The following is a 25,410-nucleotide window of genomic DNA, read 5'->3' on the forward strand; positions in this document are numbered from 1 at the left end:
TGCGACCGGGAGGTCGTGGGAGAGTAGGACGCCGCCGGACATTCACACTGTTAAGGGCCACCCCAATCGGGGTGGCCCTTAACATATGTGCCCACCACTATTTCCGTCGCCGGGACCGTACTGAACGGCCTAGGCTCTGGGCATGGCTGTGCTGGTCTTGGTCGTAGGACTGCCGGGTGCAGGAAAGACGTCGTGCTCACGCCGGCTCGAGGAAGAGCGCGGGGCTCTCAGGCTGACGCCCGACGCATGGATGCAGGCGCTCTTCAACACGAACGAGGTCGACGGACGCCGCTGGGTCCTGGAGTCGGAGATGCTGTGGGGCGTCGCCGCCAGGGTGCTGGTACTCGGCGTCGACGTGATCCTCGACTACGGCTGTTGGTCGATGGAAGAACGCGATCTCTTCCGGACCCAAGCCGCTGAGCTCGGCGCGACCACGGAGATAGTCCTCCTCAATCCACCGTTCAATGTCCTCTGGGAGCGGGTGGAGAAGCGGAACGCCAATCTCCCGCCGGCGACGTTCCGGATCACTCGGGAGGAGCTCCGCGAGTACGAGACGAAGTTCGAAGTGCCGACTGCGGATGAGCTAAGCCGCTGGGACCGGCAAAGAGTGGTGACGGACTAGCGTTCTTCAGGGCTAGCTTTCTTCAGGGGCGATGCCGACGAGGGCGGCCGCGGCGCAGATGTGGACGGGCGTCATGTCGACGGGGGACACTGGTGCCTGCAGCAGGGTGCCACGCTCGTACGGCGTGAGGTCGATGTCGATACCCGGTGCGCCGGCCACCATGCCACGGACGTACGTGAGCCAGCCCATCATCGGGATGCCACGCCGGAAAACGCCGGCGGCGGCCGCGAGCTCGGTGTCGGCGATGCTGGCCCACTGCGGTTCCCAGATCGTCACGACCGCGCGGAGGACCTGGGCGAACCGCTCAGACTGCAGCAGCGCGTCCTCGTCGCTCCAGTGCAGCGTGAGCTGATCCGAGATGGTCGTCATCGTGCCGCCCATGGACAGATCGAACAGCCACGGGAGTTCGCCGGTGCTCTGCAGGTGGAGTCGCGTCGTACTCGTACCGTTCGCGAGCACCTTGGTGGTCGCCTCGACCATCTCCTGCAGCGGGGTGGAGCCGTCCGCCTCGAGGACGTGGTACCCCCAGCGCTCGTCCTGGGTCCAGTTATGGACGTCGGGGAACGCGACCGCGACCGCAGTCAGCGTCCGGCCGACGCGGAGCGCGCGGTGCTCGACGGACTCGTCACGGTGCGACCATTGGGCGCGCAGTAGCCAGGATGCCATTCACGCCCTCCGATCATGAGGCGGTCGGTGCTGCGGAGGTGACGCCAAGCCCAGGAAAGGCCCAGCTTCAGGCGACGGTACGCCGTGATACGACCGCTTGACCAGAGGTCCGCCTACTCGGTGTGAGGGGGTACGGCGGCTCTCCGGAACGATCACCGCACCAGTCTGCTGCACCCCCTGGTCGACGGGCAGCACCGGGGTCCGATTTTGGTAACAACGCAGCGAAATCTGGACAAGTGTCAAGCAGGCGCGCGGGGTGCCCCGCCCACCTCGACTCAGACGCCGCTGATCAGGCGATGCGCGAGCAGTGGCGAGAAGGCCCGAGTGGGCAGATCCGGCGTCAGTCCGCACGGCCCGTCGGATTCGCCGGGAGTGCGGAGCCAGAGATGGAGATCGACCGGAGACGTGGACTTGGCGGCCGGTGTGCCGAGCTTGCGGCCGATTGGGTTGCAGGAGCTGCCGTCGGAGCCGTTGCCGTTGCGGCTGGTGTCGATGACGTAGTGAGTGCCGCCGCCGAGCGCGTTCAGGATCTCGGTGCCGCGGGTGACGGACTGGTCGGTGGTGAAGTAGTTCGCGGTGTTCAGGGCGAACCCGCGGACCTTACCGACGTCCGCGAGCCGCAGTCGGCGCGCCATCTCCTTCGCGTCGCCGGATGTCGCGTTGCCCGCGTCGAGGTACGTCCACGTGTTCGGGTTCTTCACCGCGAGCAGCCCGACGGCGTACTTCAGCAGCGCGATCCGACCGTCCCACTCCGACGTCGGGTAGCAGTCCAGCCGCGCCAGCGCGTCCGGCTCAAGAACCACTACCGCCGGCCGCGCGCCGATGCCGTCCGAAACGGCCGCGATCCACTGCCGGTACGCCGTGTCCGTCGCGGCACCGCCCCCGATCCCGCACTGCCGGCCGGGCAGGTTGTCGGTCACCAGCACCGGCAGCTTGCCGGCCTGGTCAGCAGCCGTCGTGTACGCCGTGACGCCAGCCTTCACGTCGCCGCTCCAGGCGCCGAGCCATCGCGCCGACGGCTGGGTGGCGATCTTTGACGCGAGCTCGGTGTCCTCCGGATGGCGCCGTACGTAGGCCGCCGCGGAGGAGGCCGGGTCCACGTAGATCCCCGTGGTGAGCTTGAGCGGATCGCCGGTCGCTTCGGCCAGCCCGGAGTCGGGCCGGCCGAAGCCGAGCAGAGCGGCGGACAGCACGAGTCCAGCGGTCACGGACCGCAGGACCGGATGCAGAGTCGGCATCGGTGAAGAATCCTTCCGTCCACGGAATGATCACCCAAAGTGCCGACGACACTACTCTCAGACGTGTCAGCTGTTCTCGTCGACCTCGCAGAACGAGGCGTAGTGGTCGCTGGTGTAGTAGACGTGCTCGGGGGTGGTCTTCGCGCCGCCGCCGATCAGCCGGCGGGCGCCGCGGTCCGGGGAGCCGGGCGTGACCACGGTGTACTCGTGGTAGTACCCGGACGACTCATCGGGAAGGACGCCCTCCCGGTTCGAGAAGACAGTCCCGTCCTGGCGGTACGGGAACGGCCCGCCGGAGTGGATCAGCTTCAAGGTGTCGGATGCCTGGGACGGCAGCGAACTGAGCGCACAGCGATCGATCGCAGCTGGTGCCGCGACAGTCTGGGCTGCGACGGTGTGCGGCGCGACGTACGTCGGGGCGGTCGGGGCGGTTGGGGCGGCGTAGGCCGTGGACCCGAGGGCGGCGGTGGTCGCCAGGGTCACGGCAGCGATGAGGGTTCTCATGCTCGAGAGGCTTCCCTGTCGCGGCGCCGCCGGGACATCCCAGCTGTGAATAACAGGTGGACTATGACCCCGGCGTTCACCTAGAGTCTGCGACGGCGAGAACGACACGCGACGTGGAAGGAGCGACCGATGAACACTCTGACTTGTTTTCCGGCGCGACCCGTCCGCTCGTCCAGCTCGCACTGAGCGGAGCCCGCGCCTCCTTCTGGAGGATTCGTGACCATCCGCACCACCGTCGAGGCCGACCTCGACACCATCATTGCTCTCATCGAGAACAAATCCGTCAACACCGTCACCCTCGAGCGGTACCGCGAGTACGTTGCCGCGGGCTACTACCGCGACGACTGGACCTGGGCCGTCGAGGAGAACGGCACGATCCAGGCGCTCGCCATCTGGTGGGGCGGCCCGACCGACGACCACCCGTTCAGCATCGACGGCCTGTACTACGCCGGCGATGGCGACCCGGTCCCGGTGTGGACCGAGTTGATCAAGCACGCGATCGCTGCCCGGCCGGCCGATGCCGAGCCACCCGAGTACCACTTCTTCCTGGACAGCGACTGGCAGGACAAGCCGGATGTCGTCGCCGCGCTCGAGTCGCGGGCGCAGGCGGCCGCGGCGGCCGGTCTGACCGAGATCACCGACCGGCTGCGGTACGAGTGGAAGCCGGAGTACGGGCTCCCGGAGCGGTCCACCCGGCTGCGGTTCGAGCCGGCCGACGACGACGCGTTCGTCGACGTGTTCATGCGGGTCAGCCAGGGCAGCCTGGACGCCGCGACCGCGCGGGAGATCGCCCGGCTAGGCGTCGAGGGTTCGGCCCGCGAAGAGCTCGAGCTGTACAAGTCGATGCCGAACAGTGACCGGTCCTGGTGGCGGCTCGGGTACGACGGCGAGGGCAAGCTGATCGGGTTCGCGATCCCGTCCGCGAACGCCAGCGGACCGACCGTCGGGTACCTGGGCGTCCTGCCCGAGCACCGGGGACACCACTTCATCGACGACCTGCTGGCGGAGATCACCCACCTGCAGTCGGAGATGGACGCCAAGTGGGTCCGCGCCGACACCGACTTCGGGAACGTGCCGATGGCGAAGAGTTTCGAGCGTGGGGGATACCGGAAGTTCGCCGTACGGCGGGTGCTGTCGTTCCCCGAGAGCTGACCTGAACTCGCACCGTTCGAGGTGCAGACGAGCGGCGTCCCGACCCCTATGCTCCCTGACATGTCAGATGGCTCGGGGGTCGGGGAGTCGCCGAGATGCGTGATATCGCGCTGATCCTGCATGTTGCGGCCGGCGGTCTCGCCGTCGTGTTCGGTCCGTTGGCGATCGTCCTGACGCTGCGCCGTCGCCGGCTGAACTGGGCCGGCGAGACCTACCACTGGCTGATCGCGCTGGTCTGCCTGACCGCGCTGGTGATGGTCCCGTACGACTGGGGCCGGCTCTGGTACTTCTGGCCGATCACGATCGCGTCGTACTTGTTCGTGTACCTCGGTCAGCGCGCCGCCGAGGCCCCGGGTGGTCTCTGGTACCGCGGCGTGCTTCGCGGGTACGGCGGTGGCTGGATCGCACTGTGGACGGCTGTCGCGATCGTCAGCCTCCCGCACCAGCCGTGGGCGTGGGCGATCCCGATTGTCCTCGGATCGGCCGCCATCGAGTGGCTCTGCTTCAACCCCGCTCCGGGCTGGACCCGCGGATTCCAGCCCGGCACCAGTTCCTAGGCCTGTTTCTAAGCCTGGCCCGCGAGTTCTTCCGGCGTGGCCTTGCGGACGACGAGCCGGGTCCACGCGCCGACGTAGATGCGGTCGTCGGGGTTCAGTTCCTGGCGCTGGCCCGGGACGATCGGGGTTTCCGGCAACGGGCCGGCCGCGGAGGCGACGTACGTGCCGTTGGAGGACTGCAGGTCCTCGACCCACCAGCGCTGACCGTCGGTGGTGAGTTGCGCTTGGCGGCGGCTGACGCCGGTGTCGTCGCCGCAGTCGACCTCGGGCGAGATACCGCGACTGCGCGACGGGCGGCCGACCAGCAGACTCTTCTCGGTCAGCGGGATGACGGCCGGGAGGCCCGGCGACGGGCAGGGGTCGTCACTCTGCTGTACGGCGTACCAGTCGGGGTCGACCCAGCGCTCGACAACCCACTCGGCTGTCGCGGCCGGCGCCGGCGGGGTCGTCGGGGCCGGGGCGGCGGACAGGTCGAGCGACGACGCAGGGCGCGGCATCGTGCCGGTGGTGAAGTCGTAGCCGCAGCTCTCACAGAACAGCGCGTCGGCTGACGCAGGCTCAGAACAATTCGGGCAGGTCTGCCCAGCCGGAGGTGCTGCCGGTGCAGGCGCAGCAGCTTCTGGGGCTCCTGCTTCTGCGGCACCTGCTTCCGGTGCGGCCATCGGGAGGCCGCAGACGTCGCAGTAGTCGGTTGACGTGGAGGGGTGTCCGCTCGGACAGTTCACGGTCATTTCCGCACCCGGGTGGTCTTGGTGGAGGCTGTGTCGAGCGCCATCTCGTCGGCCTTCTCGACCGTGCGCTTGAGCCGCACCGTACCCGTTTCCTGGTCGTCGATGTCCACGACCTTGCGCAGCCGCGTGGTCGCTTCCTCGTTCCCGGTCGCCGCCGCGAGCTGGACCGCGCGGCCGAGCTTCGTGGTCGCCGTCGCGGTGTCACCGGCGGCCTTCGCGGCCAGACCGTCCTGGATCGCCTGCGCCAGCTCGGTCTGCCCGGTGTAGTGCGCGACCTCCGGGCTGATCCGGGTGGTGAGCGCCTCGTCGGCCGACCACAGCGCCTTCACCAGGCCCTGCGCGACCACGTCGTCACCGAGCACCAGTTGCACGCGAGCGGCCAGCTGCTCCTGTCCGACCGCCTTGGCAGCCAGCCGGATCGCCACGTGGTAGTCGCGTGACTCGTCACCCCACGACCCGGTCGGGTACGAGCCGGTCAGCGGGTTGACCGACGTACGGCGGCTGGTCAGGTCCTCGACCGTCGGGGCGACCTGCCGGACGAACAGCACCTCGGCACCCTGCGGCGCCCACACCCGCAGGTCGGCCTGCGCGACACCGCGGCTCATCGCGTTCTGGATCAGCTTCGAGAACTCGGCAGCCAGCTGGTCCGGTGCCGGGATGATGTCGACCGTCCCGAGCAGCGCCTGCGCGATCCGCCGTACCTCGTCGACCTGCCAGGCCACGCCGACGCCGCGGGTGTCGCACTGGAACTGACCGGTGACCGACTCGATCGCCTGGGTCAGCGCCTCCGGCGTCTCGTGCTGGTTCTCGCCGTCGGTCAGCAGGATCGCGTGCTTCTGCGACAGCGACGGCACGGTCGCGAAGACTCGCGAGGCCAGCCGCAGCCAGGTGCCCATCGCGGTGCCGCCGTCGGCGTAGAAGCGGGACACCGCATCCTTCGCGGCCTGCCGGGTGTACGAGTCCATCCGGACCATCACCGGTTCGGCGGACGGCGGGAACGCCAGCTGCGCCCGGTCGTTGCCGGAGATCACCGCGAACCAGACGCCGTCGAGGATCTGGTCGATCGCGGTCTGCGCGGCGAAGGCGGCGGCCTGGACGCCGTCGCGGCCCATCGAGCCGGAGGTGTCGACGATGATGATCTCGCCCGCGTCACCGCTGCCGGACTGCCCGGCGGAGCCGGCACCGGCGCAGTTCACCGTGACGATGGCGTGCACGTCGGTCCCGCCGTCGGGCAGGAACTCGTTCTGGTACACGGAGGCGGTGAAGTCGGCCATCTCGGGTCCTCTGTCTGGGGTGGTGGGGTGGGAAAGGGCTAGATCCGTGCCAGGGCGACGGTGATGTTGTCCTGACCACCCTGGGCGTTCGCCCAGTCGACCAGGGCGGACGCGGTGGCCTTCGGCTCGCCACCCGTGCCCGCAGCAGTCTGACGTACGAGGTCGGCCAGCGGTGCCGCCTCCGAGCAGTAGTTCCACAGGCCGTCCGAGCAGACCAGCAGCCAGCCCGGCCCGGTGACCTGAACCGTCATGATCCGCGGCGTGTGGTCCGGTGCGTCCTTGCCGAGCCAGCGGGTGATCGCGTGCGCGTGCGGGCCGGACTCGGCCTCCGCACGGGAGATCCCGGTGGCGATCAGCTCGGCCGCCCACGAGTCGTCGACGGTCAGCGCGACCGCCTCGGCGTCGTCCGGGAACCAGTACGCGCGACTGTCGCCAACGTTGCCCGCGACCAGCAGACCGTCCTCCAGCACCGCCGCGACGAACGTGCAGGACGCCGGGTTCGGGCTGTCCGGACTCGTGCTGTCCAGTACGGCGTCACTCGCAGCGTCGGCCGCCGCCTTCAAGCGGGCCGCCATCGCACCGCTCCGGGACGGCTCGGTGCCGAGACCCTGCGCATGGCCGGCCGCCAGGACCTCACGTGCCGCACGGGCGGCGGCGAGGCTGGCGACGTCGGAGTCGAGCGACGAGCTGACCCCGTCGCAGACGACCAGGAGCGCGCGGCTGCCCGGCGCCTCGTCGGCCTCGATCGCCATCGCGTCCTCGTTGCGGCTGTGCCGGATCCCGCGGTCGCACACTCCGGCGACCCACGGTGCCGGCTGCTCCTCGAAGTGGTCCCGGGGCTTCGCGGCCTTGGTCCCACACGTCTCGCAGTACCCGTCGGCGCCGACGGTGCCGCCGCACGACCGGCACGGCCCGGCCGGGTCCGCCTCGGGGATCGCGACCGCGGTGATCTCCACGGTCGGCTCGGTGTCGGTGTCCAGGGCCGGGGTGTTCGGTGTGGCCGCCGAGGTCAGCTCGGTGCCGCAGGCCTCGCAGAAGCGATCGGCCTCGGACACCGGCCCACCGCAGCTGGGGCAGACCGTCTCGGTCTTACTCGTCATCGCAACGTCCATCCTCGAACCTCGTTGGCCTGGTCGACCAGGGCGATCCGTTCCGGCCGGGACTGGGCCTGGTCGGCCAGCAACCGGTAGGTGGCCTCGAGCCCGTCCCGCAGAGCAGGCTCGGTCGCCGCCCGGCCGTCGATCCGCAGAGCCTCCTGCGGACCGGACTGCTGGACCTCGGTCAGCGCGGTCCGGAACACGTTCGCGGCCAGGTTGGCCCGGTCGACCGGGTCGATGGTCAGCGTCGCGATGCTGTCCATCGCCTGGGCGAGCGCGGGAAGGCCACGCCCCGATCCTGCCAGGAGACCGGCTCGCTGGCGACGGGCCCGTACGTACTCGCCGCTGGTCCGGGGTACCAGGTCGAGCGCGCCGAGCGCTCCATCCAGGTCGTTGCGCTGCGTCCGGATCGTGGCCAGACCGAACGCCGACGGTGCGATGTAGTTGGCATCCGTCCGCGCACAGGTGAGGTAGAGGCCCTCGGCAACGTCGTACTCGTTGCTGTGTTCACAGGCGATCGCGAGCGCGAGCTTCGGTGCCAGCTCACCCGGCACCTGTCCGTAGACGGCGTTGAACGCGGACTGGGCCGCGGCCGAGTCACCACGGGCCAGCGCGACCAGTCCGGCCATCCAGACCGCTCGCCACTCCCACGGGTCGGAGTTGAGCAGGTCGGCCACCGCGGTGTCGACCATGTCGTAACGCTCCGGCCCGATCTCCAGAGCGGCCTCAGCGACCTCCAGCAGCGTCTGCGGGGACTGCTCCGGCGCGTCGACCAGCAGCTCCAGCCGCTTGGCCGGGTCCGGCACGCTGACCGTCTTGAGCCAGCCGGCCATCTTGTCGCCGTCGTCCGGCGCCAGTGACGGCAGCTGCTGCCACGGCGCGGCCGCCTCCCCCAGTCCGGCTGCCTTGTCGCCCGGAGTCCCGAACAGCAGCGAGGACGCCGAGTGCTGAGCCGCCTTGGTGCCCTGCTTGTCCGCCACGACCTCACGCAGTACGCCGAGCAGTTGCACGCGGAACTCGTCAGCGGACTGGAAACGGTCCGCCGGGTCCTTCGCGCACGCCTTGGCCAGCAGGCGGTACACCGAGTCGTACTTCTGGAACAGCGGTACTTCGCCGACCGGCGGCAGCGAGTCGACGTACCGGCTCTGATAGCCGCGGAACTCCATCGCCAGCACGCACAGGGTCCGGCCGAGTGTGTAGATGTCGGAGGCAATCGACGGGCCGACCTCGGCCACCTCGGGAGCCTGGAAACCGACCGTTCCGTAGATCGCCGAGTCGAGGTCGTCGATCCGCCGCACGCCACCGAGGTCGATCAGCTTGACCGCGTCACCGACCTGGATGATGTTGTCCGGCTTGAAGTCGCAGTACACCAGGCCGAGATCGTGCAGGTACGAGAACGCGGGCAGGATCTCCAGCAGGTACGCGATCGCCTGGTCGATCGGCAGCGCGTTGTACTGGCCGTGGTTCTCGGACATCCGTTGCTTGAGCAGCGTCTTCAGCGAGGTGCCGCCGACGTACTCCATCACGATGTAGCCGGCGCCGTCATGGGTGACGAAGTTGTAGATCTCGACGATCAACGGGTGCTCGACGCGGGCCAGGAACTGCTGCTCCGCGATCGCCGCCGCGACCGCGTCCGGGTCCTCGGAGTTCAGCAGGCCCTTCAGCACCACCCAGCGGTCGGACACGTTCTTGTCCTGGGCCAGGTAGATCCAGCCGAAACCGCCGTGCGCCAGGCAGCCGCGCACGAGGTACTGGCCGCCGACCAGGTCACCGTCCTTCAGCTTCGGCGCGAACGAGAACCGATTGCGGCACTTCGGGCAGAAGCCCTCGGTGCGGCCCGGCTGTCCGTTGCGGGAGCGGCCGACCGGGTTGCCGCAGCTCGGGCAGTTCCGTCGGTCCTCCGGGACCATCGGGTTCGCCAGGATCGCCTTGCTGGCGTCGATCGCGGGGATCGACGGTACCTGCGTCAGTCCGGCACCGAGGCGCGCGCCGCGCAGCCGCGTGGACGACGTACCGAGCTTGCGGGTCAGTTTCGAACCGGCCTGGGCCGCGCGGGCCGAACCGAGCGGCGTGGACGCCAGGCGGTTGGACGCGCGTGACACTGTCGACACGGAGCTGAGCGGGTCCGCCTCGTGGACGACGGCCGGGGCGCCGGAGACTGCTGACGGGCTGGACGAGCCGTCGGGCGCGGGCGAGCCGCACACGTCGCAGTACCCGTCGACGTACGTGCCGGTGCAGCCGGGCTGGGTGCAGGCGCCTGTCGCGGGAGCCGACGCTACCGGCGCTGCTGCCGCGGCGGGGGAGCCGCAGACGTCGCAGTACCCGTCCACGATCGAGCCGGTGCAGCCCGGCTGGGTGCAGGTCGTCATTTCGTTCCTTCCAGGTAGGCCTGGTAGGCCGCTACCAGTGCACCGAGGCGGGCCAGGTCCACCGGCTCGGCCTCGATCACCGCTCGGCCGCGCCGGTACAGCTCGGCGAGATCCTCGTTGCCCGGGGCAACACTTGCCGCCTTGACCTGATAGGCGTCCAGCAGTTGGGTGAGCTCGTCACGTCGTCCGAGCGCCGCCCCGTACGCCGCCTGCGCCTGCCCGAGCGCCCGTCGTACGGCGTCGAGCCGGGTCAGGTACTTCGCCAGCTCGGCCGGGGTGTTCGGCACCGCACCGAGCGCGGTCACATCCGGTACGGCGAGGCGCGGGGCCGGACTGACCGTCGCGACGGTCTTGTCGGCGAGCGCGCGGACCGCCGTACCCTGGGCTTCGAGCTCGCTCCGTAGCGCGCGGGCGCGGGCGACGTCGGCGGCGCGTTCCTTGCGGGTCGCGGCACCGACGATCAGGTCACGTTCCGCCTTGGCCGCGTCCAGTTCGAGCGGGCCGATCAGTCCGCCGATGTCCGCGCCGCGTTTGTTGCGGTCGGCAAGGTCTGTGAGGCGGCGGTCGAGGTCGTGATGTGAGGCGAGCGCTGTGTCGCGGACGTTCGCGGGCTCCTGCTTGACCAGGTCGCTGATCCGCTCGACCTGCGCGCGCAACTGCCGGAGGCGGGCGGCGAGGTCGGCGTCGCCGGGCTCCAGCGCGAGCTTGGCGCGCAGGCTGGACGCCAGCGCATCCGACAGCTTGCATGCCTCGGGCAACGAAACCGCGAGCGAGCCGCCCGCGGCGCCGGCGTCCAGACCGCCCCAGATCAGCGTCGAGATCTGCTCGGTCTCCTTCGCGCCGACGCGACCCGAGTCCCAGGTGACGAGGATCAGCTCGTACCGGTCCGAGACCGCCTTCCAGACCGTCATGCTGAGTACGACGTCCGCGCTCAGCGCATCCGCCTCTGCCGCGTGCAGGGCGGCCTGATCCAGTTCGTCCAGCTCCGCCTTGCGCCGGTCCCGCCACTCGCCGAGCGCGTTCAGATAGGACAGCAGCTCCGTCGCCGGAACACTGCTCCCCATTTTCCCCGGCGACGCGGGCGCCGAAGCGGTCGGCGTACGAACGGTCATGAGCGTCCGTACGCGGGTGTCGGTGGGGCCTTGAGCTCACCGAGGTCAGGCTCGAGCCACTGGTTGTAGGACGTCATCCATCGACCGTCGGCCTTCATCTGCGCGAGCACACCGTTGACGAACTTCACGAACTCGACGTTGTCCTTGTTGATGCCCAGGCCGTAGGGCTCGTTGCTGATCCGCTCGTTCAGCACCTTCGCGTACGGGTCCTGCGCGGCGTCACCGGCCAGCACCGTGTCGTCACCGCTGATCCCGGCCGCCTTGCCCTGCTGGAACAGCACCAGGCACCCGGTGTCGGTGTCGGCGGTGATCGGCTTGATCTTCGGGTTCGCCTTCTTCAGGTTGTCCAGGCTGGTCGATCCGGCCGGGGCGCAGATCGTCTCGCCGGAGAGGTCCTGGAGCGTCTTGGCGGTCGAGTCACTCTGGACCAGCGTCTTCTGGCCGGAGCGGTAGTACTCCGCCGAGAACGCGATCTGCTGCCAGCGCTCGCAGTTGATCGTCATGTTCCGAGAGACGATGTCGACGCTCTTGTTCTGCAGCGAGGGGATCCGCTGCGGGCTCGAGATCACCCGGAGCTCGAGGTGACCCTTCCAGGTGCCGAAGATCGCCGTCGCGACCGCCTTCACCATGTCGATGTCGAAGCCCTCGATCACGCCGGTCAGCGGGTTCCGGGCGCCGAGGTGCAGGCTGTCCGCCGAGACACCAGCGATCAATCGGCCGCGAGCCTGGATGTCCGCCATCGTCGTACCGGCCGGCATCTGGCCCGGCGCGGGCAGTGCGCCCTCGGGCTTGTAGGACTGCAGTTCGGTGGTCTTGTCGCAGCTCGACGGCGTCGCCGGTGCGGCCGACGGTGTGGTCGGCGCGGGCTCGGCCGGGATCTGGGTGGCCGCATAGTTGCCGCTGCCGCAGGCGGTGAGGAGCAGCGCGGCGGTGGCCGCGATCGGGATCAGTTTCTTCATCGGTACTCCTCCAGGCGCTGCGACATGCCCCAGGCGACGAGCAGGGCGGCGACGATGCCGATCGGTACGCCGAGCCAGCCGATCGGCGGCAGCCCGTCGCGAGCATCGGCCAGCCGGCTCTGCACCGACGTACTGGTGTCGTCGAGCTGCTCGTTCGACGCGGTGTCGAAGGCTTTGAAGGTGTCGACGGAGTTGTACTTCTGGTTGTCCGCACCGACCGCCATCGCGACGGCGCCGTCCCAGTTGCCTTCCTTGCCGTCGGTCTGCCGGACCTTGGTGTGCACAGTGGAGTATTCGTTCCACAGGTTCCGCAGGGTCATGTCGGTCGTGCCGAGCTTGTCGAGTTGCTCGTTCACCTGCGCGGCCGCCGCGTTGTACGCCTGGTCGAAGTTGTCACCCGAGCCGCGGGCGATCAGGGTGAGGCTTTCGTTCGAGCGGGCGTCGTACGCCGCGATGCGGGCGCGGGACAGTGCGAGGGTGCGTTCGTACTCCGTACTGCGCGTGTCCTTCGCCGCGCCGGATGCGCTCGCCAGTGCGATCCCACCGACGACGGTCGTCAGCAGCACGAGCAGCGCTCCGGCCGCGATCGGGACGTTGATGTAGCGGTGCGTACGGCCGGCCAGCCAGCGCAGCGTGACGGCGAAGATCACCAGCGCGAGCACACCACCGACGACGATCCAGATGGTGCCGTAGCTGATCCCGTCGAACTCGGTGTCGACCCGCTTCTCGTTCGCCTCGACCAGCGCCTTCACGAGCGGGAGCGAGTTCTCCTGCAGGACCGAGTTGGCGTCCTTCAGGTACTGCGAACCGATCGGCAACCCCTGGCGGTTGTTCGCCCGGGCCTGCTCGATCAGCCCTTCGTAGGTGACCAGCGTCTTGTTCAACGCCCCGAGCGCCTCCCGGTCCGCGGGCTGTGCGCTCGCGGCATCGGAGATCAACCCGGCGGCCGCGGCCATCGAGTCGACGTAGTGCTGGCGCTGGTCCGGCGGTTCGAGACCGCCGACCAGGAACGCGTTGGTCGCGTCGGCGTTCGCGCTGACCAGGTTGGTGTGGATCGCCTGGATCCGGACCAGTTGCGCGGCGTTCGCCTGCGCGCGGTCCAGGGCGCCGTCGGACTGGCTGAAGCCCTGCGCGGCGGCCAGTCCGAAGACCACGCTCATCGCGGCGGCAATGATCAGGAACGCGCGCATCCGGCCCGGCGTACCCGCGAACCACTGCGCGACCGCGCCGCGCCGGCTCGGGGCCTGGGCGGACGGCGCCTGCTGCACCGCACCCGGCGCGGGCGCCAAGGTCGCGGGCGGCGCACTCTGCGTCTGGGTCACGCCTGTACTCCTTGCTCGGCTTGTTCTTCGTCCTCGTCGAGATCCGTCGCCACGATCTGACGCAACTGCTCGGTCGTCGGTGCCGTCACGTCGCGCAACCGCCAGGCCTGCCGGCCGATCGCGGCCTCCAGTACGTTGCGGGCGAACCGCCCATTGCCGAACGAACCGTCCCGCGGCGTCGCGGTGAGAATCTCGTGGAACCGCTCCAGCGCTTCCGGGACCAACTCGTAGTCGGCCGCTTCGGCGAGCCCGGTGAGAATGTCGGTCAGCTCGTCGTCGCTGTAGTTCTCGAACTCGATCGTGGTCCGGAACCGGCTGGCGAGTCCGGGGTTCGCGGCGATGAACGCGGCCATCGGCACGGGGTACCCGGCGACGATCACGACCAGGTCGTCGCGCCGGTCCTCCATCTCCTTGACCAGCGTGTCGACGGCCTCGCGCCCGTACTGGTCGGCGCCGTTGTCACCGGCGGTCAGGCTGTAGGCCTCGTCGATGAACAGCACGCCACCCGCCGCGGACTCGACGACCTCGGCGGTCTTCGTCGCGGTCTGCCCGAGGTACCCGGCCACTAGTTCAGAACGGTCGACCTCGACCAGTTGTCCCTTGGACAGCAGGCCGAGCGCCTTGTAGATCCCGCTCACCAGCCGAGCGACGGTCGTCTTCCCGGTCCCCGGATTCCCCACGAAGACCAGGTGCCGGGTGATCGTCGCGCTCTTCAGTCCCGCCTCGGTCCGCAACTTCTCGACCCGCAGTACGGCGACCTGCCGATGCACTTCCCGCTTCACCCGAGCGAGCCCCGTCAACTCATCGAGCTCACCCAGCAACTCCTCAACCGTCTTCTCCGGAACCTCTTCTACCTTCGGAGTTTCCTGTGCAGGTGGAGCGGCAGGTGCAGGAGTTGAGGTGGTCTGCAGCGGTCGCGCGCCCGCGGCTTGAAGCTGTGCCGCGGCTGCTACCGACGCGTTTCCTATGACCCGCATCGTTGGTTCACCCAACGTGCACGCCGCGGAGGCGATCTCCGCGAGAGCTTCGGCGTACGCCGCCTTCTCGGTCGAACCCGCGGCGATCAACTCGCTCAGCACCGCCGTCGGCGCGCCCCGCCACCGCCGGCCGCGAACGGCCGCGTCGAAGAAGTCCTGGGTTGTCGCGTCGTCGACCGCTTTACCCCAGTCGGCGGATGCACCCGGCGCCGACTCCGCCAACGCGGCGGCCAACGCCAACGCCTCGGACCGGGCCCGGTCCTCCGCGATCCCGGCACGGCCGGCGACCTCCAGCAGCGCGGACAGCGCCTGCTGCAGCGAGCTTCCCCCCGCGCCGGTCATGTCCCTCCTCGTCCAGGTGGTGGTGTCAACGGCCCCGCCGGTCCACTGCTTGGTCCAGTTGGTCCAGCGCTCGGGCCCGTACTTGGTCCTGTGCTTGGTGTGCTGTTCGGCCCCATCGTCGGTGCCGGGGTCGACTCGGTCGGGCCGAGCGCCAAGCCTCCGCCGGTGGAGCCGGTGCCGAATTTCTCCTGCAGGAACCTGCCATGGGCGATCAGCGCCGCCGCGTCGGCGCGGTTCACCGCGTCGAAGACCTTGTCCATCGTCGCTGCCAAGAGGTCCAACTGATCGATGAGGATCATCAGCGACGTCTTGCCGCGGTCCACCGGCCGGGTGTCGGCCCACTGCCGCGGCAGCCGCAGGTACCCGCCGATCGCCTCCGGCAGGTAGTCGGTCGCCGTCGCCATCACGGAGTACGCCTGCGCGCTACCGCCCAGATTGCCGAGCCGCGGGATCGTCTCCCGCACCACCCGGACCACCCGCCCGACACGCGACGCGACGACCGCCGGTACGGCGCCACCCGCGACCAGCTGCTCGACGCGGACCAGCGCCGCCAGCAGGTCGTCGTTCGTCGGCGGCCGGGGTACGGGGGCAGGCTCGGGCTCCTCCTTACGGCCGGTCAGCCGTGCGAAGAAGTCACCGAGCGCCATGCAGTCCCCCGTCTCCAGGTGGTGAGTTGGTGTCAGCGACCGAGGTCGAGGTCGAGGCTGCCGTGCACGACCTGCTGGTTCTGCTGGGCGACCCGGTCCAGGTACGAGCGGGACTTGGTCACCTCGGTCTCCAGCGTGCCGATCGTCGCGGCCATGTTGTCGAGCGCCTCGCCCTTGAAGGTGTCGATCGCGTCCATCGTCGCGTAGATGTTCGCGAACGCGGCCTGCAGCTGCGGCAGCCCGATCGTCGCCGACGCGGCCTGCTGCTGGATCGCGACCGAGTTGTCCCGGAGCATCTCCGAGGTGCGCTCGATCATCCCGCTGGTGGTCGTGTTCAGCGCGGTGATCTGGTCCAGCACGAGCTTCTGGTTGCCGAGCGCCTGCGCGACGATGACCGCCGTACGCAAGGCCGAGACCGTGGTGGTCGACGCGCGGTCGACACCCTTGATCAGCTCGATGTTGTTCTTGATCACGATGTCGATGGCCAGGTAGTTCTGGATCGAGACCGCGAGCTGGGTGAGCAGGTCCTGGTGCTTCTGCCGGACGTAGAACAGCACGTCCTCGCGGAACGCCTTCGCCTTGTCCGGGTTCGTCGCCTCCAGCTCCGCGATCGCCGCGGACAGCCGCGCGTCGAGGCGCTCCGCGACGTACACGTACTGGTTGAGCCGGGTCATCGCGTCCCAGAGGTTCTGCTTCTCCAGGTTCAGCGCGGCGTTGTCCTTGCCGAGCTCGTCCTGGCCGTTGCGCAGGCTGTGCAGGATGCCCTCGAGGTGGCTCTGCGCGCTCTGGTACTTGCGGAAGTAGTCCTCGATCTTGTCGCCGAACGGGATCATCCCGAGCAGCTTCTTCGGCCCGCTCGCTTCCTTCGGGTCCAGGTCCTCGACCGTACGGCGGAGTTCGAGCAGCGTCTTGCCGACGGTCGAACCCTCCGACAGGCCACCGCTCTGCAGGGCCTTCACCGGCGACTGCAGCAGCCGGTTCGAGCTCTCGGCGGCGGCGCGGATGTCGACGTCGCCCATGCTGCGCACGTCGCTCGCCTTCGCGGCGAACTCCGGCGACCGCGGCTCGGCGGCCATCAGCGCGTTCAGGAAGGTGTCCACCTTGGTGTCCAGCCCCGGCAACGCGGCCGGGTCGACCGCGGGCGCCATACTCGGTGCCGCGGTTTCGGCGACTGGCTGTGACGGCGGCGGTGCGGTCAGTATCAGGCCCGGCGCGGTCGCCGTCGGCGGCTGCAGCGGCTGCGCGGCGGCAGGCTGAGCAGCCGCCGCACCTGCGGTGTTGTCAGCTTCAGTCATGGTGTTCCCCTCCGAGAGACGCCCCTGGTACTCCCGTGACGCGCGCCCAATCTACGCGGTTCCAGGTCTTCCTTGGCCGAGTCGTTAGCTACTCGTTGCGAGGTTGGGTGTGGTGATCACACGCCTACTGCGCGGCACTCGGCACGGCACCTCGCTGCACGTGAGCAAAGGCCACGATGCTCCGCATCGAGACCTTCGCTCCCGCGCACCGAGCCACCGCACCGAGCACCTGCTCGCTACGGCGTGTGATCACCACACCCAACCTGGCTGCGACGGAAGGAGACGAACGAGAACCCGTCGTGGCCGTCGCGGGCTGTTTCGGTCCAGTCTGCCGGGTCGATGGTGGGGAAGGTGACGTCGCCCGTGGGGGACTGGTGCACCTCTGTGAGTTCGAGGTGGGTGGCGTGCGGGAGGGACTGGCGGTAGATCTCGCCGCCGCCGGCCACGTAGACGGTGCTGTCGGACCGCAGGGCCTCGTCGAGGGAGTGCGTGACGTCGACACCGTTGGCGGACCAGTCGGGTTGCCGGGTGACGACGACGGTACGGCGACCGGGGAGTGGGCGACCGATCGAGTCGTAGGTCTTGCGGCCCATCACCAACGTGTGGCCGAGGGTGAGCTGCTTGAAGCGCTGCAGGTCTTCACGGATCCGCCAGGGCAGGTCGTTGTCCCGCCCGATCACACCGTTCTGTCCGACGGCCGCGATCAGGATGATGCTCATACGGCGATGGGCGCCTTGATCCCGGGATGCGGGTCGTACCCGACCAGTTCGACATCGGCGATCTCGTACGAGTCGATCGAGTCGCGCTTGGTCAGGTTCAGCGTCGGCAGCGGGCGCGGTTCGCGAGTGAGCTGCAGGCGGGCCTGGTCGAGGTGGTTCAGGTACAGGTGCGCGTCGCCGAGGGTGTGCACGAAGTCACCGACCTCGAGCCCGGTCTGCTGCGCGACCATGTGGGTGAGCAGCGCGTACGACGCGATGTTGAACGGCACACCGAGGAAGATGTCAGCCGACCGCTGGTACAGCTGGCAGGAGAGCCGGCCGTCCGCGACGTAGAACTGGAACATGGTGTGACACGGCGGCAACGCCATGTCGTCCACGTCCGCGACGTTCCAGGCGCTGACGATGTGCCGGCGCGAGTCCGGGTTGTTCTTGATCGCCTCGACCAGCTTGGTGATCTGGTCGACGTGCCGCCCGTCCGGAGTCGGCCACGAGCGCCACTGGTACCCGTACACCGGACCGAGCTCGCCGTTCTCGTCGGCCCACTCGTCCCAGATGCTGATGTTGTTCTCGTGCAGCCACTTGATGTTCGTCGAACCGCTGAGGAACCAGATCAGCTCCCCGATCACCGAGCGCAGATGCAGCTTCTTCGTGGTGACCGCCGGGAATCCCTCACGGAGGTCGTACCGCGACTGGTACCCGAACACACTCAGCGTGCCCGTCCCGGTCCGGTCCCCCTTCTCGGCCCCGTTGTCGAGCACGTGCTTCAGGAGATCCAGGTACTGCTGCATGGCGCCAACCTACCTCCATCCCAACGCCGACCGGGCCGGCGGCGCGCACTCCCACATCATCTGCGCCGCGGCTCAGCCGTGGAGGCGGCGGGTCAGGGCGGTGGCGGCTTGGCGGATCTTGCGGGCCAGGTGGGGACGGTCGGTCGGGGGTACGGCGTCGGTGCGGAAGGTGACGCTGATGGCGGCGACCGGGTGGCCGGTGTGGTCGACGGCGGCGCTGGCGACCGATGCGACGCCGGGGGAGATGAAGGAGTCCTCGACGGCGAATCCCTGGCGTTTCTCGTCCGTCAGCAGGCGGCGGAGTTGGGTGAGCGTCTGCGGTCCGAGGTCGGTACGCCGTACGAAGGACTCGGGGGACGGGAAGAGTGCGCGGACCTGGGCCGGCGGGAGCTCGGCCAGCAGGGCGCGGCCGGACGCGGTGAGCGTCGCGGGCAGGCGTACGCCGACGTCGGTCACCAGCGTCACCGGCCGCGGCGGCTGCTCCTTGAGCAGGTACACCAGCTCCCGACCATGCAGTACGCCGAGATGCGCCGTCTGACCCACTTCGTGCACCAACTGCACCAGCAACGGCCGCGCCAACCGCTCCAGCGGGTCATGCCGCAGATAAGCGGATCCGATCTCGAACGCGGCGACCCCGAGCCCGTACCGCTTCTCCTCGGGCAGATGCACGACGAACCCTTCGTCGATCATTGCCCGCAGCAAGTGGTACGTCGAGGAGCGTGGCAGTCCGACCGCGGAGGCGATGCGCTCCATCGGCACGGGGCCGGGCTGGGTGGCCAGGAACGTCAGCACCCGCAGCGTGCGGGTCGAGGCGGGAACGTTGCCGCTCACAACGGCAGCGTAACCTCAGATGCCGGACGATTCGCGTTTCTTCGCGCGGCTCCGCTGCAACCAGAACCGGAAACTCTCGCCGAGGACGGCGATCACGAAGAGTCCGCCGGCCACGCCCCAGTCCATGTCTTCCTCCCCGGAGACCAGGAGCCCGACGACGAGCGACACGACCAGGAAGAACAGCATCGTGAGGCCGAGGCGCTTCACAGCTCCTTCTCCGCGGTCCACGCGCCGGTCGTCTCCCGGTAGCCGAGCCACCGGTTCACCGCGAGCATCGGCTCGTTCGCCGCGTCGTTCCCGGTGGAGGCGATCGTCATCCCGGCGTCCCGCGCCCGGACGAGTGCCGCGGACTTCGCCACCTTCGCCAGACCGCGTCCACGGGCCGAGGGGATCGTCCCGGTCAGGTTCGACCAGATCATCTTCCGGTCCGGATCCGCGGTGGTGGTCACGAACGACAACACCTCGTCCCCGTCGAGTACGGCGACGCTCAGATCGCGCCGCCCGTCCGGGTTCTCCCACGAGGTGCGGACCCATTCGTCGTACTCCGGTCCTCCTGACAACCCGCTCGGGTCGTCGTCGCGGACCTGGACCTCCGCGTCGTACACCTGCCGCGGCTGCACCTCGTCGTAGCTCACGACGCGCAGCCCGGCCGGTGGCGCGAGCGGCTCGCGTACCGCGTTCAGATCCGCCGCGGAATGCGTCATCCGCCGCCCGAGCACGAATCCGCGCTTCGCGGCGAAGTCCTTCGACTCCTCGTCCTCGCCCACGACCGTCAGCAACCGCTCGGCCCGGACGCCGAGCGCCCGCGACGTGATCGCGGTCGTCAGCGCGCTGCCGATGCCGCGCCGGCGGAACTCCGGTGGCACCTGGATCGTGACCCGCACCCGCGGCGCCTGCGCGTCGATCGCCGGCAGGTAGAGATTGGAGTACCCGACCACGTCCGGCCCGTCGACGGCGATCAGGATCTCCCGGCTCCGGTTGTGCCGCAGTTCGATCTCGATCGCGCGTGCCGTCTTCACCAGTTGCGGCATCGCCGCGGCCCAGACCCGGGCGATCCCCACCGCGTCCTCCGGCTCCGCCGTCCGGATCTCGAACACCATGGCAGCACCCTACGGCTACCGAGGGTCGCCACCCATGTCTCAGACCCGAGACAGAAAGTGGTTCGCCGGTCCTGCCGCGGAGCAATCCGGCGCGGTGCAATGTTCTGGTGGAACACACGGTGATTGTCGGCGTCGGACCGCTGACCCCGACCGACGTGGTCGCGGTCGCACGGTACGGCGCGCAGGTACGGATCGACGACCAGGCCCTCGAAGAGATCGCGAAGTCGCGCGCCGCGATCGAGGCGCTGGCCCATGCGGACACCCCGCACTACGGCGTCTCGACCGGGTTCGGCGCGCTCGCCACCCGGCACATCGCGCCGGAGCTACGGGCCCAGCTGCAGCGCAGCCTGATCCGCTCGCACGCGGCCGGTTCCGGTCCGGAGGTGGAGACGGAGGTCGTCCGGGCACTCGCCCTGCTGCGGTTGTCCACCCTCGCCACCGGCCGCACCGGTGTGAAGGTCGACACCGCCCAGGCGTACGCCGGGCTGCTCAACGCGCACCTCACTCCGGTGGTGCACGAGTACGGCAGTCTCGGATGCTCCGGCGATCTCGCCCCGCTGTCCCATGTCGCGCTCGCGATCCTGGGTGAGGGCAAGGTCCGCGATGCCGACGGCACGCTTCGGGACGCCGGCGAAGCGCTGGCAGCGCACGGTCTTGCGCCGGTCGTACTGGCCGAGAAGGAAGGCCTGGCACTGATCAACGGGACCGACGGCATGCTCGGCATGCTGGTCCTCGCGTTGGCCGACCTCGACCAGCTCTTCAAGACCGCCGACCTGGCCGCCGCGATGAGCGTCGAGGCGCAGCTCGGCACCGACCGGGTGTTCGCGGAAGACCTGCAGGCCCTTCGCCCGCACCCCGGCCAGGCCGCTTCCGCGGCCAATCTGCGCGCGTTCCTCAAGGACAGCGCGATCGTCGCGAGCCACCGGGGCCCGGACTGCAACCGCGTCCAGGACGCCTATTCCCTCAGGTGTTCTCCGCAGGTGCACGGCGCTGCCCGGGACACCGCAGCACACGCGGCGACTGTCGCCGGTCGCGAGTTGTCGGCCGCGATCGACAACCCCGTCGTACTGCCGGACGGTCGGGTGGAGTCCAACGGAAACTTCCATGGTGCGCCGGTCGGGTACGTGCTCGACTTCCTGGCGATCGCCGTCGCGGACCTGGCAAGCATCAGCGAACGGCGTACCGATCGCTTCCTGGATGTCGCGCGGAACCATGGTCTGAACGCGTTCCTCGCCGACGATCCGGGCGTGGACAGCGGGCACATGATCGCGCAGTACACCCAGGCCGCGATCGTCTCCGAACTGAAGCGGCTCGCCGTCCCCGCCAGCGTCGACTCGATCCCGAGCAGCGCGATGCAGGAGGACCACGTCTCGATGGGCTGGTCCGCCGCTCGCAAGCTGCGCAAAGCCGTCGACGGTCTGCAGCGGGTACTCGCGGTCGAGATCCTCACCGCCGCGCGGGCCCTGGACCTGCGCGCGCCGCTGGCCCCGGCCCCGGCGACCGCCGCCGTCCGGGACGCCCTCCGGGTGTACGTCGAAGGGCCGGGCACCGACCGGCATCTCGCCCCGGAACTCGAACACTCCGTCCGCCTCGTTGCCGACGGCACCTACCTGACCGCAGCCGAGGCCGTCACCGGCCCGCTGAACTAGAAAGGCTGGACCACCCATGTCCGGACCACGTCCCGTCCGCGCGCCCCGCGGTACCACTCTGACCGCCCGTGGCTGGCAGCAGGAAGCCGCGCTGCGGATGCTGCAGAACAACCTCGACCCCGAGGTCGCCGAGCACCCCGACGAACTCGTCGTGTACGGCGGTTCCGGCAAGGCCGCCCGGGACTGGAACTCGTTCGACGCGATGGTCCGCACGCTGACCACGCTGAAGGACGACGAGACGATGCTCGTCCAGTCCGGTCGCCCGGTCGGCGTCATGCAGACCCACGAGTGGGCGCCGCGGGTGCTGATCGCGAACTCGAACCTGGTCGGCGACTGGGCCACCTGGGAGGAGTTCCGCAAGCTGGAGGCGATGGGCCTCACGATGTACGGCCAGATGACGGCCGGGTCGTGGATCTACATCGGCACCCAGGGCATCCTGCAGGGCACGTACGAGACCTTCGGCGCGGTCGCGGAGAAGAAGTTCGGCGGCTCGCTGGCCGGAACGATCACGCTGACCGCGGGCCTCGGTGGCATGGGCGGCGCGCAGCCGTTGGCAGTCACGATGAACGACGGTGTGGCGATCTGCATCGACGTCGACGAGTCCCGCATCCAGCGCCGCATCGAGCACCGGTACCTCGACGTACGGGCCAAGGACCTGAGTGATGCGCTGCGGCTGGCGGAGGAGGCCAAGAAGGCTCGGCGGCCGCTGTCGATCGGTGTGCTGGGCAACGCCGCGGTGATCGTGCCGGAGTTGCTGGAGCTGGGTGCGCCGATCGACATCGTCACCGACCAGACCTCGGCGCACGACCCGCTGATGTACCTGCCGGTCGGCATCGAGTTCGACGACTGGGTGACCGCTCGCGAGAAGGACCCGGCCGGTTTCACCGAGCGCGCGCAGGCCTCGATGGCGCGTCACGTCGCGGCGATGGTCGGGTTCCAGGACGCGGGCGCCGAGGTGTTCGACTACGGCAACTCGATCCGGGACGAGGCGCGCAAGGCCGGATTCTCCCGGGCGTTCGAGTTCCCCGGCTTCGTGCCGGCGTACATCCGGCCGTTGTTCTGTGAAGGAAAAGGCCCGTTCCGGTGGGCGGCGCTGTCCGGCAACCCGGCCGACATCGCGAAGACCGACCAGGCGATCCTGGACCTGTTCCCGGACAACGAGCACCTCGCGCGCTGGATCAAGCTGGCCGGTGAGCGGGTCGCGTTCCAGGGCCTGCCGGCCCGGATCTGCTGGCTCGGCCAGGGCGAGCGGGACAAGGCCGGGGTGCGGTTCAACGACATGGTCGCGTCCGGTGAACTCGAGGCGCCGATCGTGATCGGTCGCGATCACCTGGACACCGGCAGCGTCGCCTCGCCGTACCGGGAGACCGAAGGCATGCTCGACGGCTCGGACGCGATCGCGGACTGGCCGTTGCTGAACGCGATGGTGAACGTGGCCAGCGGCGCGTCCTGGGTGTCGATCCACCACGGCGGCGGTGTCGGCATCGGCCGGTCCATCCACGCCGGTCAGGTGTCGGTTGCCGATGGCACCGACCTGGCCCGGCAGAAGCTCGAGCGGGTGCTCACCAACGACCCGGCGATGGGTGTCATCCGTCACGTCGACGCCGGCTACGACCAGGCCGTCGAGGTCGCCGGCGAGCGTGGAGTCCGGGTTCCGATGCGGGAAAACTAACTGTGTGCGATCGTGGCAATCTGTAGTGCTACGGTGCACTTTTCCAAGGGGCGAGAAACCATCGGAGCACGTGGTTTCGGTCTTTCGTTCCGCTAGGGTCTTCGGGCGACCGACGACCAGCGCGAAGGGGCGCCATGATCGAGTTCGAGGACGTCACCAAGCAGTATCCGGACGGCACCGTCGCCGTCGACACACTGTCCCTGCAGATCCCGAGCAACCAGATCACCGTGTTCGTCGGTCCGTCCGGCTGTGGCAAGACCACCTCGCTGCGGATGATCAACCGGACCATCGAGCGGACCAGTGGGACGATCTCGATCGACGGCGAGGACATCAACGCCAAGGACGCCGTCACGTTGCGCCGCGGTATCGGCTACGTGATCCAGAACGCCGGCCTGTTCCCGCACAAGACCGTGGTGGACAACATCGCCACCGTGCCGAAGCTGCTCGGCTGGGACAAGCGCAAGGCGCACAGTACTGCGATGGAGCTGCTCGAACGCGTCGGCCTGGACCTCAAGATGGCCGAGCGGTACCCGGCACAGCTGTCCGGTGGCCAGCAGCAACGAGTCGGCGTCGCCCGTGCACTGGCGGCCGATCCGGCGATCATGCTGATGGACGAACCGTTCAGCGCGGTCGACCCGATCGTCCGCCACCAGCTCCAGGAAGAGCTGCTCCGGCTGCAACGCGACATCGGTAAGACCATCGTGTTCGTCACCCACGACATCGACGAGGCGATCAAGCTCGGCGACAACGTCGCGGTGCTCCAGGTCGGCGGCAAGCTGGCCCAGTTCGCGCCGCCGGCCGAGCTCCTCGCCAACCCGGTCGACGACTTCGTCCGCGGGTTCGTCGGGCAGGACCGCGGTTACCGCGCGCTGACGTTCGTGCATCCGGACGAGCTGCCGCTGAAGCCGGTGCCGGAGGAGCTCGCGCTGAAGGACGGCGTACCCGTCGGCTGGCGCAACGGCTCGGAGCAGCTGCTTCCGGTGGGTGCGCTGTACCAACGTGGTGACTCGTTGCGCGCGGCCCTGGACGCGGTCCTCACCTCGCCGACCGGTCGCGGCATCTGCGTCGACGCGGACGGCAAGGCCATCGGCGTCATCGACCAGACAACAGTCGCGGAAGCGTTGCGCTCATGACATGGGTCGGCGACAACATCGGACTGATCTGGGAGCAGTTGCGCGAGCATCTCTACCTGGCGATCGTGCCGGTGATCCTCGGGCTGATCATCTCGGTGCCGTTGGGGTACGTCGCGACGCGGTACTCCTGGCTCGCGAACCCGCTGATCGCCCTCGGCGGACTGCTGTACTCGCTGCCGTCGATCGCGCTCTTCATCGTGATTCCCGCCCTCATCGGCACCAAGGTGCTGTCCACGGTGAACATCATCATCGCGCTGACCATCTATACGGTCTCGCTGCTGATCCGCAACGTGATCGACGGGCTTCGCTCCGTACCACCCGATGTCCGCCAGTCGGCGGTCGCGGTCGGGTACAGCCCGTTGCACCGGGTGATCGCGATCGACCTGCCGATCGCCGTACCGGTGATCTTCACCGGACTGCGCGTCGTCACGGTCGCGAACATCTCGATGGTCAGCGTCGGCGCGGTGATCGGTATCGGCGGCCTGGGGGAGCTGTTCACCCTCGGCTTCCAGAAAGACTTCCTCACACCGGTCGTCGTCGGCGTGGTGCTGTCCCTGCTGCTGGCGCTGATCGCGGACCTGATCCTGGTCGTGCTGCAGCGGTTCCTGACTCCCTGGGCGCGGGTCGCCACTCCCGTGAGAGAGGCGGTCTGAC

Annotated in this window: 25 protein-coding genes; 7 read left to right on the forward strand and 18 right to left on the reverse strand. The window is 69.1% G+C overall.

From position 1 onward, the window contains the following. Positions 1–142 precede the first annotated feature (142 nt). Positions 143–622: an AAA family ATPase gene (locus ACWGID_RS29815; protein ID WP_452202119.1), complete on the forward strand. Its 480-nt coding sequence runs from the start codon at positions 143–145 to the stop codon at positions 620–622. Positions 623–634: 12 nt separating this feature from the next. Here the strand turns inward: ACWGID_RS29815 and ACWGID_RS29820 are convergent, their stop codons facing one another. The 3 genes from ACWGID_RS29820 to ACWGID_RS29830 all read right to left on the reverse strand — a co-directional run bounded on the left by ACWGID_RS29820 (position 635) and on the right by ACWGID_RS29830 (position 3,030). After that, positions 635–1,288 (reverse strand): hypothetical protein, encoded by a 654-nt coding sequence (locus ACWGID_RS29820; RefSeq protein ID WP_452202121.1) that lies wholly within the window; start codon positions 1,286–1,288, stop codon positions 635–637. A 275-nt stretch (positions 1,289–1,563) separates the two neighbouring features. Then, on the reverse strand, positions 1,564–2,526 hold the full coding sequence (locus ACWGID_RS29825; RefSeq protein WP_452202123.1) for a glycoside hydrolase family 6 protein: 963 nt from the start codon (positions 2,524–2,526) through the stop codon (positions 1,564–1,566). A gap of 66 nt (positions 2,527–2,592) precedes the next feature. Continuing rightward, positions 2,593–3,030 carry a ribonuclease domain-containing protein gene (locus ACWGID_RS29830; protein ID WP_452202125.1) on the reverse strand — a complete coding sequence of 146 codons (438 nt, stop codon included), beginning with the start codon at positions 3,028–3,030 and terminating at the stop codon, positions 2,593–2,595. Between the two features lie 216 nt (positions 3,031–3,246). Between ACWGID_RS29830 and ACWGID_RS29835 the strand changes: the two genes are divergently transcribed. Further along, positions 3,247–4,182, forward strand: coding sequence for a GNAT family N-acetyltransferase (locus ACWGID_RS29835; RefSeq protein WP_452202126.1), 936 nt, complete (start codon positions 3,247–3,249; stop codon positions 4,180–4,182). Positions 4,183–4,277: 95 nt separating this feature from the next. Then, positions 4,278–4,739: a hypothetical protein gene (locus tag ACWGID_RS29840; RefSeq protein WP_452202128.1), complete on the forward strand. Its 462-nt coding sequence runs from the start codon at positions 4,278–4,280 to the stop codon at positions 4,737–4,739. Positions 4,740–4,747: 8 nt separating this feature from the next. On the opposite strand, the gene ACWGID_RS29845 is transcribed toward ACWGID_RS29840, so the two are convergent. From ACWGID_RS29845 to ACWGID_RS29915, 15 genes are all read right to left on the reverse strand, one after another. Further along, the gene (locus ACWGID_RS29845; RefSeq protein WP_452202130.1) at positions 4,748–5,236 is read right to left on the reverse strand and encodes an FHA domain-containing protein; all 489 of its coding nucleotides are present in this window, start codon (positions 5,234–5,236) and stop codon (positions 4,748–4,750) included. Positions 5,237–5,466: 230 nt separating this feature from the next. Then, positions 5,467–6,744, reverse strand: coding sequence for a VWA domain-containing protein (locus ACWGID_RS29850; protein WP_452202132.1), 1,278 nt, complete (start codon positions 6,742–6,744; stop codon positions 5,467–5,469). 38 nt (positions 6,745–6,782) lie between these two features. Beyond that, a complete protein-coding gene (locus ACWGID_RS29855) occupies positions 6,783–7,844 on the reverse strand; it encodes a protein phosphatase 2C domain-containing protein (protein WP_452202134.1) in 1,062 nt (353 codons plus the stop codon). Next, on the reverse strand, positions 7,841–10,210 hold the full coding sequence (locus ACWGID_RS29860; protein WP_452202136.1) for a tetratricopeptide repeat protein: 2,370 nt from the start codon (positions 10,208–10,210) through the stop codon (positions 7,841–7,843). Before ACWGID_RS29860 ends, ACWGID_RS29855 begins: the two co-directional genes overlap by 4 nt. After that, positions 10,207–11,322: a hypothetical protein gene (locus tag ACWGID_RS29865; RefSeq protein ID WP_452202138.1), complete on the reverse strand. Its 1,116-nt coding sequence runs from the start codon at positions 11,320–11,322 to the stop codon at positions 10,207–10,209. Before ACWGID_RS29865 ends, ACWGID_RS29860 begins: the two co-directional genes overlap by 4 nt. Further along, positions 11,319–12,281, reverse strand: a complete 963-nt coding sequence (locus tag ACWGID_RS29870) for a glutamate ABC transporter substrate-binding protein (protein WP_452202140.1) — start codon at positions 12,279–12,281, stop codon at positions 11,319–11,321. Before ACWGID_RS29870 ends, ACWGID_RS29865 begins: the two co-directional genes overlap by 4 nt. Further along, positions 12,278–13,603: a hypothetical protein gene (locus ACWGID_RS29875; RefSeq protein ID WP_452202142.1), complete on the reverse strand. Its 1,326-nt coding sequence runs from the start codon at positions 13,601–13,603 to the stop codon at positions 12,278–12,280. Before ACWGID_RS29875 ends, ACWGID_RS29870 begins: the two co-directional genes overlap by 4 nt. Beyond that, positions 13,600–14,922: an AAA family ATPase gene (locus ACWGID_RS29880; RefSeq protein WP_452202144.1), complete on the reverse strand. Its 1,323-nt coding sequence runs from the start codon at positions 14,920–14,922 to the stop codon at positions 13,600–13,602. The genes ACWGID_RS29875 and ACWGID_RS29880 overlap by 4 nt, the downstream gene beginning before the upstream one ends. Further along, entirely contained in the window at positions 14,919–15,569 is a 651-nt protein-coding gene (locus tag ACWGID_RS29885) for a hypothetical protein (protein WP_452202146.1), read from the reverse strand. The genes ACWGID_RS29880 and ACWGID_RS29885 overlap by 4 nt, the downstream gene beginning before the upstream one ends. Before the next feature lie 32 nt (positions 15,570–15,601). Next, positions 15,602–16,864 (reverse strand): toxic anion resistance protein, encoded by a 1,263-nt coding sequence (locus tag ACWGID_RS29890; RefSeq protein ID WP_452202148.1) that lies wholly within the window; start codon positions 16,862–16,864, stop codon positions 15,602–15,604. A gap of 236 nt (positions 16,865–17,100) precedes the next feature. Further along, the gene (locus ACWGID_RS29895; RefSeq protein ID WP_452202150.1) at positions 17,101–17,583 is read right to left on the reverse strand and encodes a dihydrofolate reductase; all 483 of its coding nucleotides are present in this window, start codon (positions 17,581–17,583) and stop codon (positions 17,101–17,103) included. Beyond that, positions 17,580–18,371 carry a thymidylate synthase gene (locus ACWGID_RS29900; RefSeq protein WP_452202152.1) on the reverse strand — a complete coding sequence of 264 codons (792 nt, stop codon included), beginning with the start codon at positions 18,369–18,371 and terminating at the stop codon, positions 17,580–17,582. Before ACWGID_RS29900 ends, ACWGID_RS29895 begins: the two co-directional genes overlap by 4 nt. 72 nt (positions 18,372–18,443) lie before the next feature. Beyond that, a complete protein-coding gene (locus ACWGID_RS29905) occupies positions 18,444–19,202 on the reverse strand; it encodes an IclR family transcriptional regulator (protein WP_452202154.1) in 759 nt (252 codons plus the stop codon). A gap of 15 nt (positions 19,203–19,217) precedes the next feature. Beyond that, positions 19,218–19,409 (reverse strand): hypothetical protein, encoded by a 192-nt coding sequence (locus ACWGID_RS29910; RefSeq protein ID WP_452202155.1) that lies wholly within the window; start codon positions 19,407–19,409, stop codon positions 19,218–19,220. Continuing rightward, positions 19,406–20,302: a GNAT family N-acetyltransferase gene (locus ACWGID_RS29915; protein ID WP_452202157.1), complete on the reverse strand. Its 897-nt coding sequence runs from the start codon at positions 20,300–20,302 to the stop codon at positions 19,406–19,408. The genes ACWGID_RS29910 and ACWGID_RS29915 overlap by 4 nt, the downstream gene beginning before the upstream one ends. 104 nt (positions 20,303–20,406) lie before the next feature. On the opposite strand from ACWGID_RS29915, the gene hutH reads away from it, so the two are divergent. The 4 genes from hutH to ACWGID_RS29935 all read left to right on the forward strand — a co-directional run bounded on the left by hutH (position 20,407) and on the right by ACWGID_RS29935 (position 25,409). Further along, entirely contained in the window at positions 20,407–21,951 is a 1,545-nt protein-coding gene (gene hutH / locus ACWGID_RS29920; protein ID WP_452202325.1) for a histidine ammonia-lyase, read from the forward strand. A gap of 16 nt (positions 21,952–21,967) precedes the next feature. Next, positions 21,968–23,623, forward strand: coding sequence for a urocanate hydratase (gene hutU / locus ACWGID_RS29925; protein WP_452202159.1), 1,656 nt, complete (start codon positions 21,968–21,970; stop codon positions 23,621–23,623). Positions 23,624–23,757: 134 nt separating this feature from the next. Then, on the forward strand, positions 23,758–24,756 hold the full coding sequence (locus tag ACWGID_RS29930; RefSeq protein ID WP_452202161.1) for an ABC transporter ATP-binding protein: 999 nt from the start codon (positions 23,758–23,760) through the stop codon (positions 24,754–24,756). Continuing rightward, entirely contained in the window at positions 24,753–25,409 is a 657-nt protein-coding gene (locus ACWGID_RS29935; protein ID WP_452202162.1) for an ABC transporter permease, read from the forward strand. Before ACWGID_RS29930 ends, ACWGID_RS29935 begins: the two co-directional genes overlap by 4 nt. Position 25,410: the final 1 nt, after the last annotated feature.

This window comes from Kribbella sp. NPDC054772 (genome assembly GCF_053611945.1).

Coding starts and splice junctions, on each gene's coding strand:
- ACWGID_RS29855 (WP_452202134.1), bottom strand. CDS start 7,844: ATGACGAGTAAGACCGAGACGGTCTGCCCCAGCTGCGGTGGGCCGGTG.
- ACWGID_RS29895 (WP_452202150.1), bottom strand. CDS start 17,583: ATGAGCATCATCCTGATCGCGGCCGTCGGACAGAACGGTGTGATCGGG.
- ACWGID_RS29880 (WP_452202144.1), bottom strand. CDS start 14,922: ATGACCGGCGCGGGGGGAAGCTCGCTGCAGCAGGCGCTGTCCGCGCTG.
- ACWGID_RS29915 (WP_452202157.1), bottom strand. CDS start 20,302: ATGGTGTTCGAGATCCGGACGGCGGAGCCGGAGGACGCGGTGGGGATC.
- ACWGID_RS29865 (WP_452202138.1), bottom strand. CDS start 11,322: ATGACCGTTCGTACGCCGACCGCTTCGGCGCCCGCGTCGCCGGGGAAA.
- ACWGID_RS29825 (WP_452202123.1), bottom strand. CDS start 2,526: ATGCCGACTCTGCATCCGGTCCTGCGGTCCGTGACCGCTGGACTCGTG.
- ACWGID_RS29820 (WP_452202121.1), bottom strand. CDS start 1,288: ATGGCATCCTGGCTACTGCGCGCCCAATGGTCGCACCGTGACGAGTCC.
- ACWGID_RS29830 (WP_452202125.1), bottom strand. CDS start 3,030: ATGAGAACCCTCATCGCTGCCGTGACCCTGGCGACCACCGCCGCCCTC.
- ACWGID_RS29840 (WP_452202128.1), top strand. CDS start 4,278: ATGCGTGATATCGCGCTGATCCTGCATGTTGCGGCCGGCGGTCTCGCC.
- ACWGID_RS29930 (WP_452202161.1), top strand. CDS start 23,758: ATGATCGAGTTCGAGGACGTCACCAAGCAGTATCCGGACGGCACCGTC.
- ACWGID_RS29885 (WP_452202146.1), bottom strand. CDS start 15,569: ATGGCGCTCGGTGACTTCTTCGCACGGCTGACCGGCCGTAAGGAGGAG.
- ACWGID_RS29860 (WP_452202136.1), bottom strand. CDS start 10,210: ATGACGACCTGCACCCAGCCGGGCTGCACCGGCTCGATCGTGGACGGG.
- ACWGID_RS29845 (WP_452202130.1), bottom strand. CDS start 5,236: ATGCCGCGCCCTGCGTCGTCGCTCGACCTGTCCGCCGCCCCGGCCCCG.
- ACWGID_RS29900 (WP_452202152.1), bottom strand. CDS start 18,371: ATGCAGCAGTACCTGGATCTCCTGAAGCACGTGCTCGACAACGGGGCC.
- hutU (WP_452202159.1), top strand. CDS start 21,968: ATGTCCGGACCACGTCCCGTCCGCGCGCCCCGCGGTACCACTCTGACC.
- ACWGID_RS29815 (WP_452202119.1), top strand. CDS start 143: ATGGCTGTGCTGGTCTTGGTCGTAGGACTGCCGGGTGCAGGAAAGACG.
- ACWGID_RS29870 (WP_452202140.1), bottom strand. CDS start 12,281: ATGAAGAAACTGATCCCGATCGCGGCCACCGCCGCGCTGCTCCTCACC.
- ACWGID_RS29890 (WP_452202148.1), bottom strand. CDS start 16,864: ATGACTGAAGCTGACAACACCGCAGGTGCGGCGGCTGCTCAGCCTGCC.
- ACWGID_RS29850 (WP_452202132.1), bottom strand. CDS start 6,744: ATGGCCGACTTCACCGCCTCCGTGTACCAGAACGAGTTCCTGCCCGAC.
- ACWGID_RS29935 (WP_452202162.1), top strand. CDS start 24,753: ATGACATGGGTCGGCGACAACATCGGACTGATCTGGGAGCAGTTGCGC.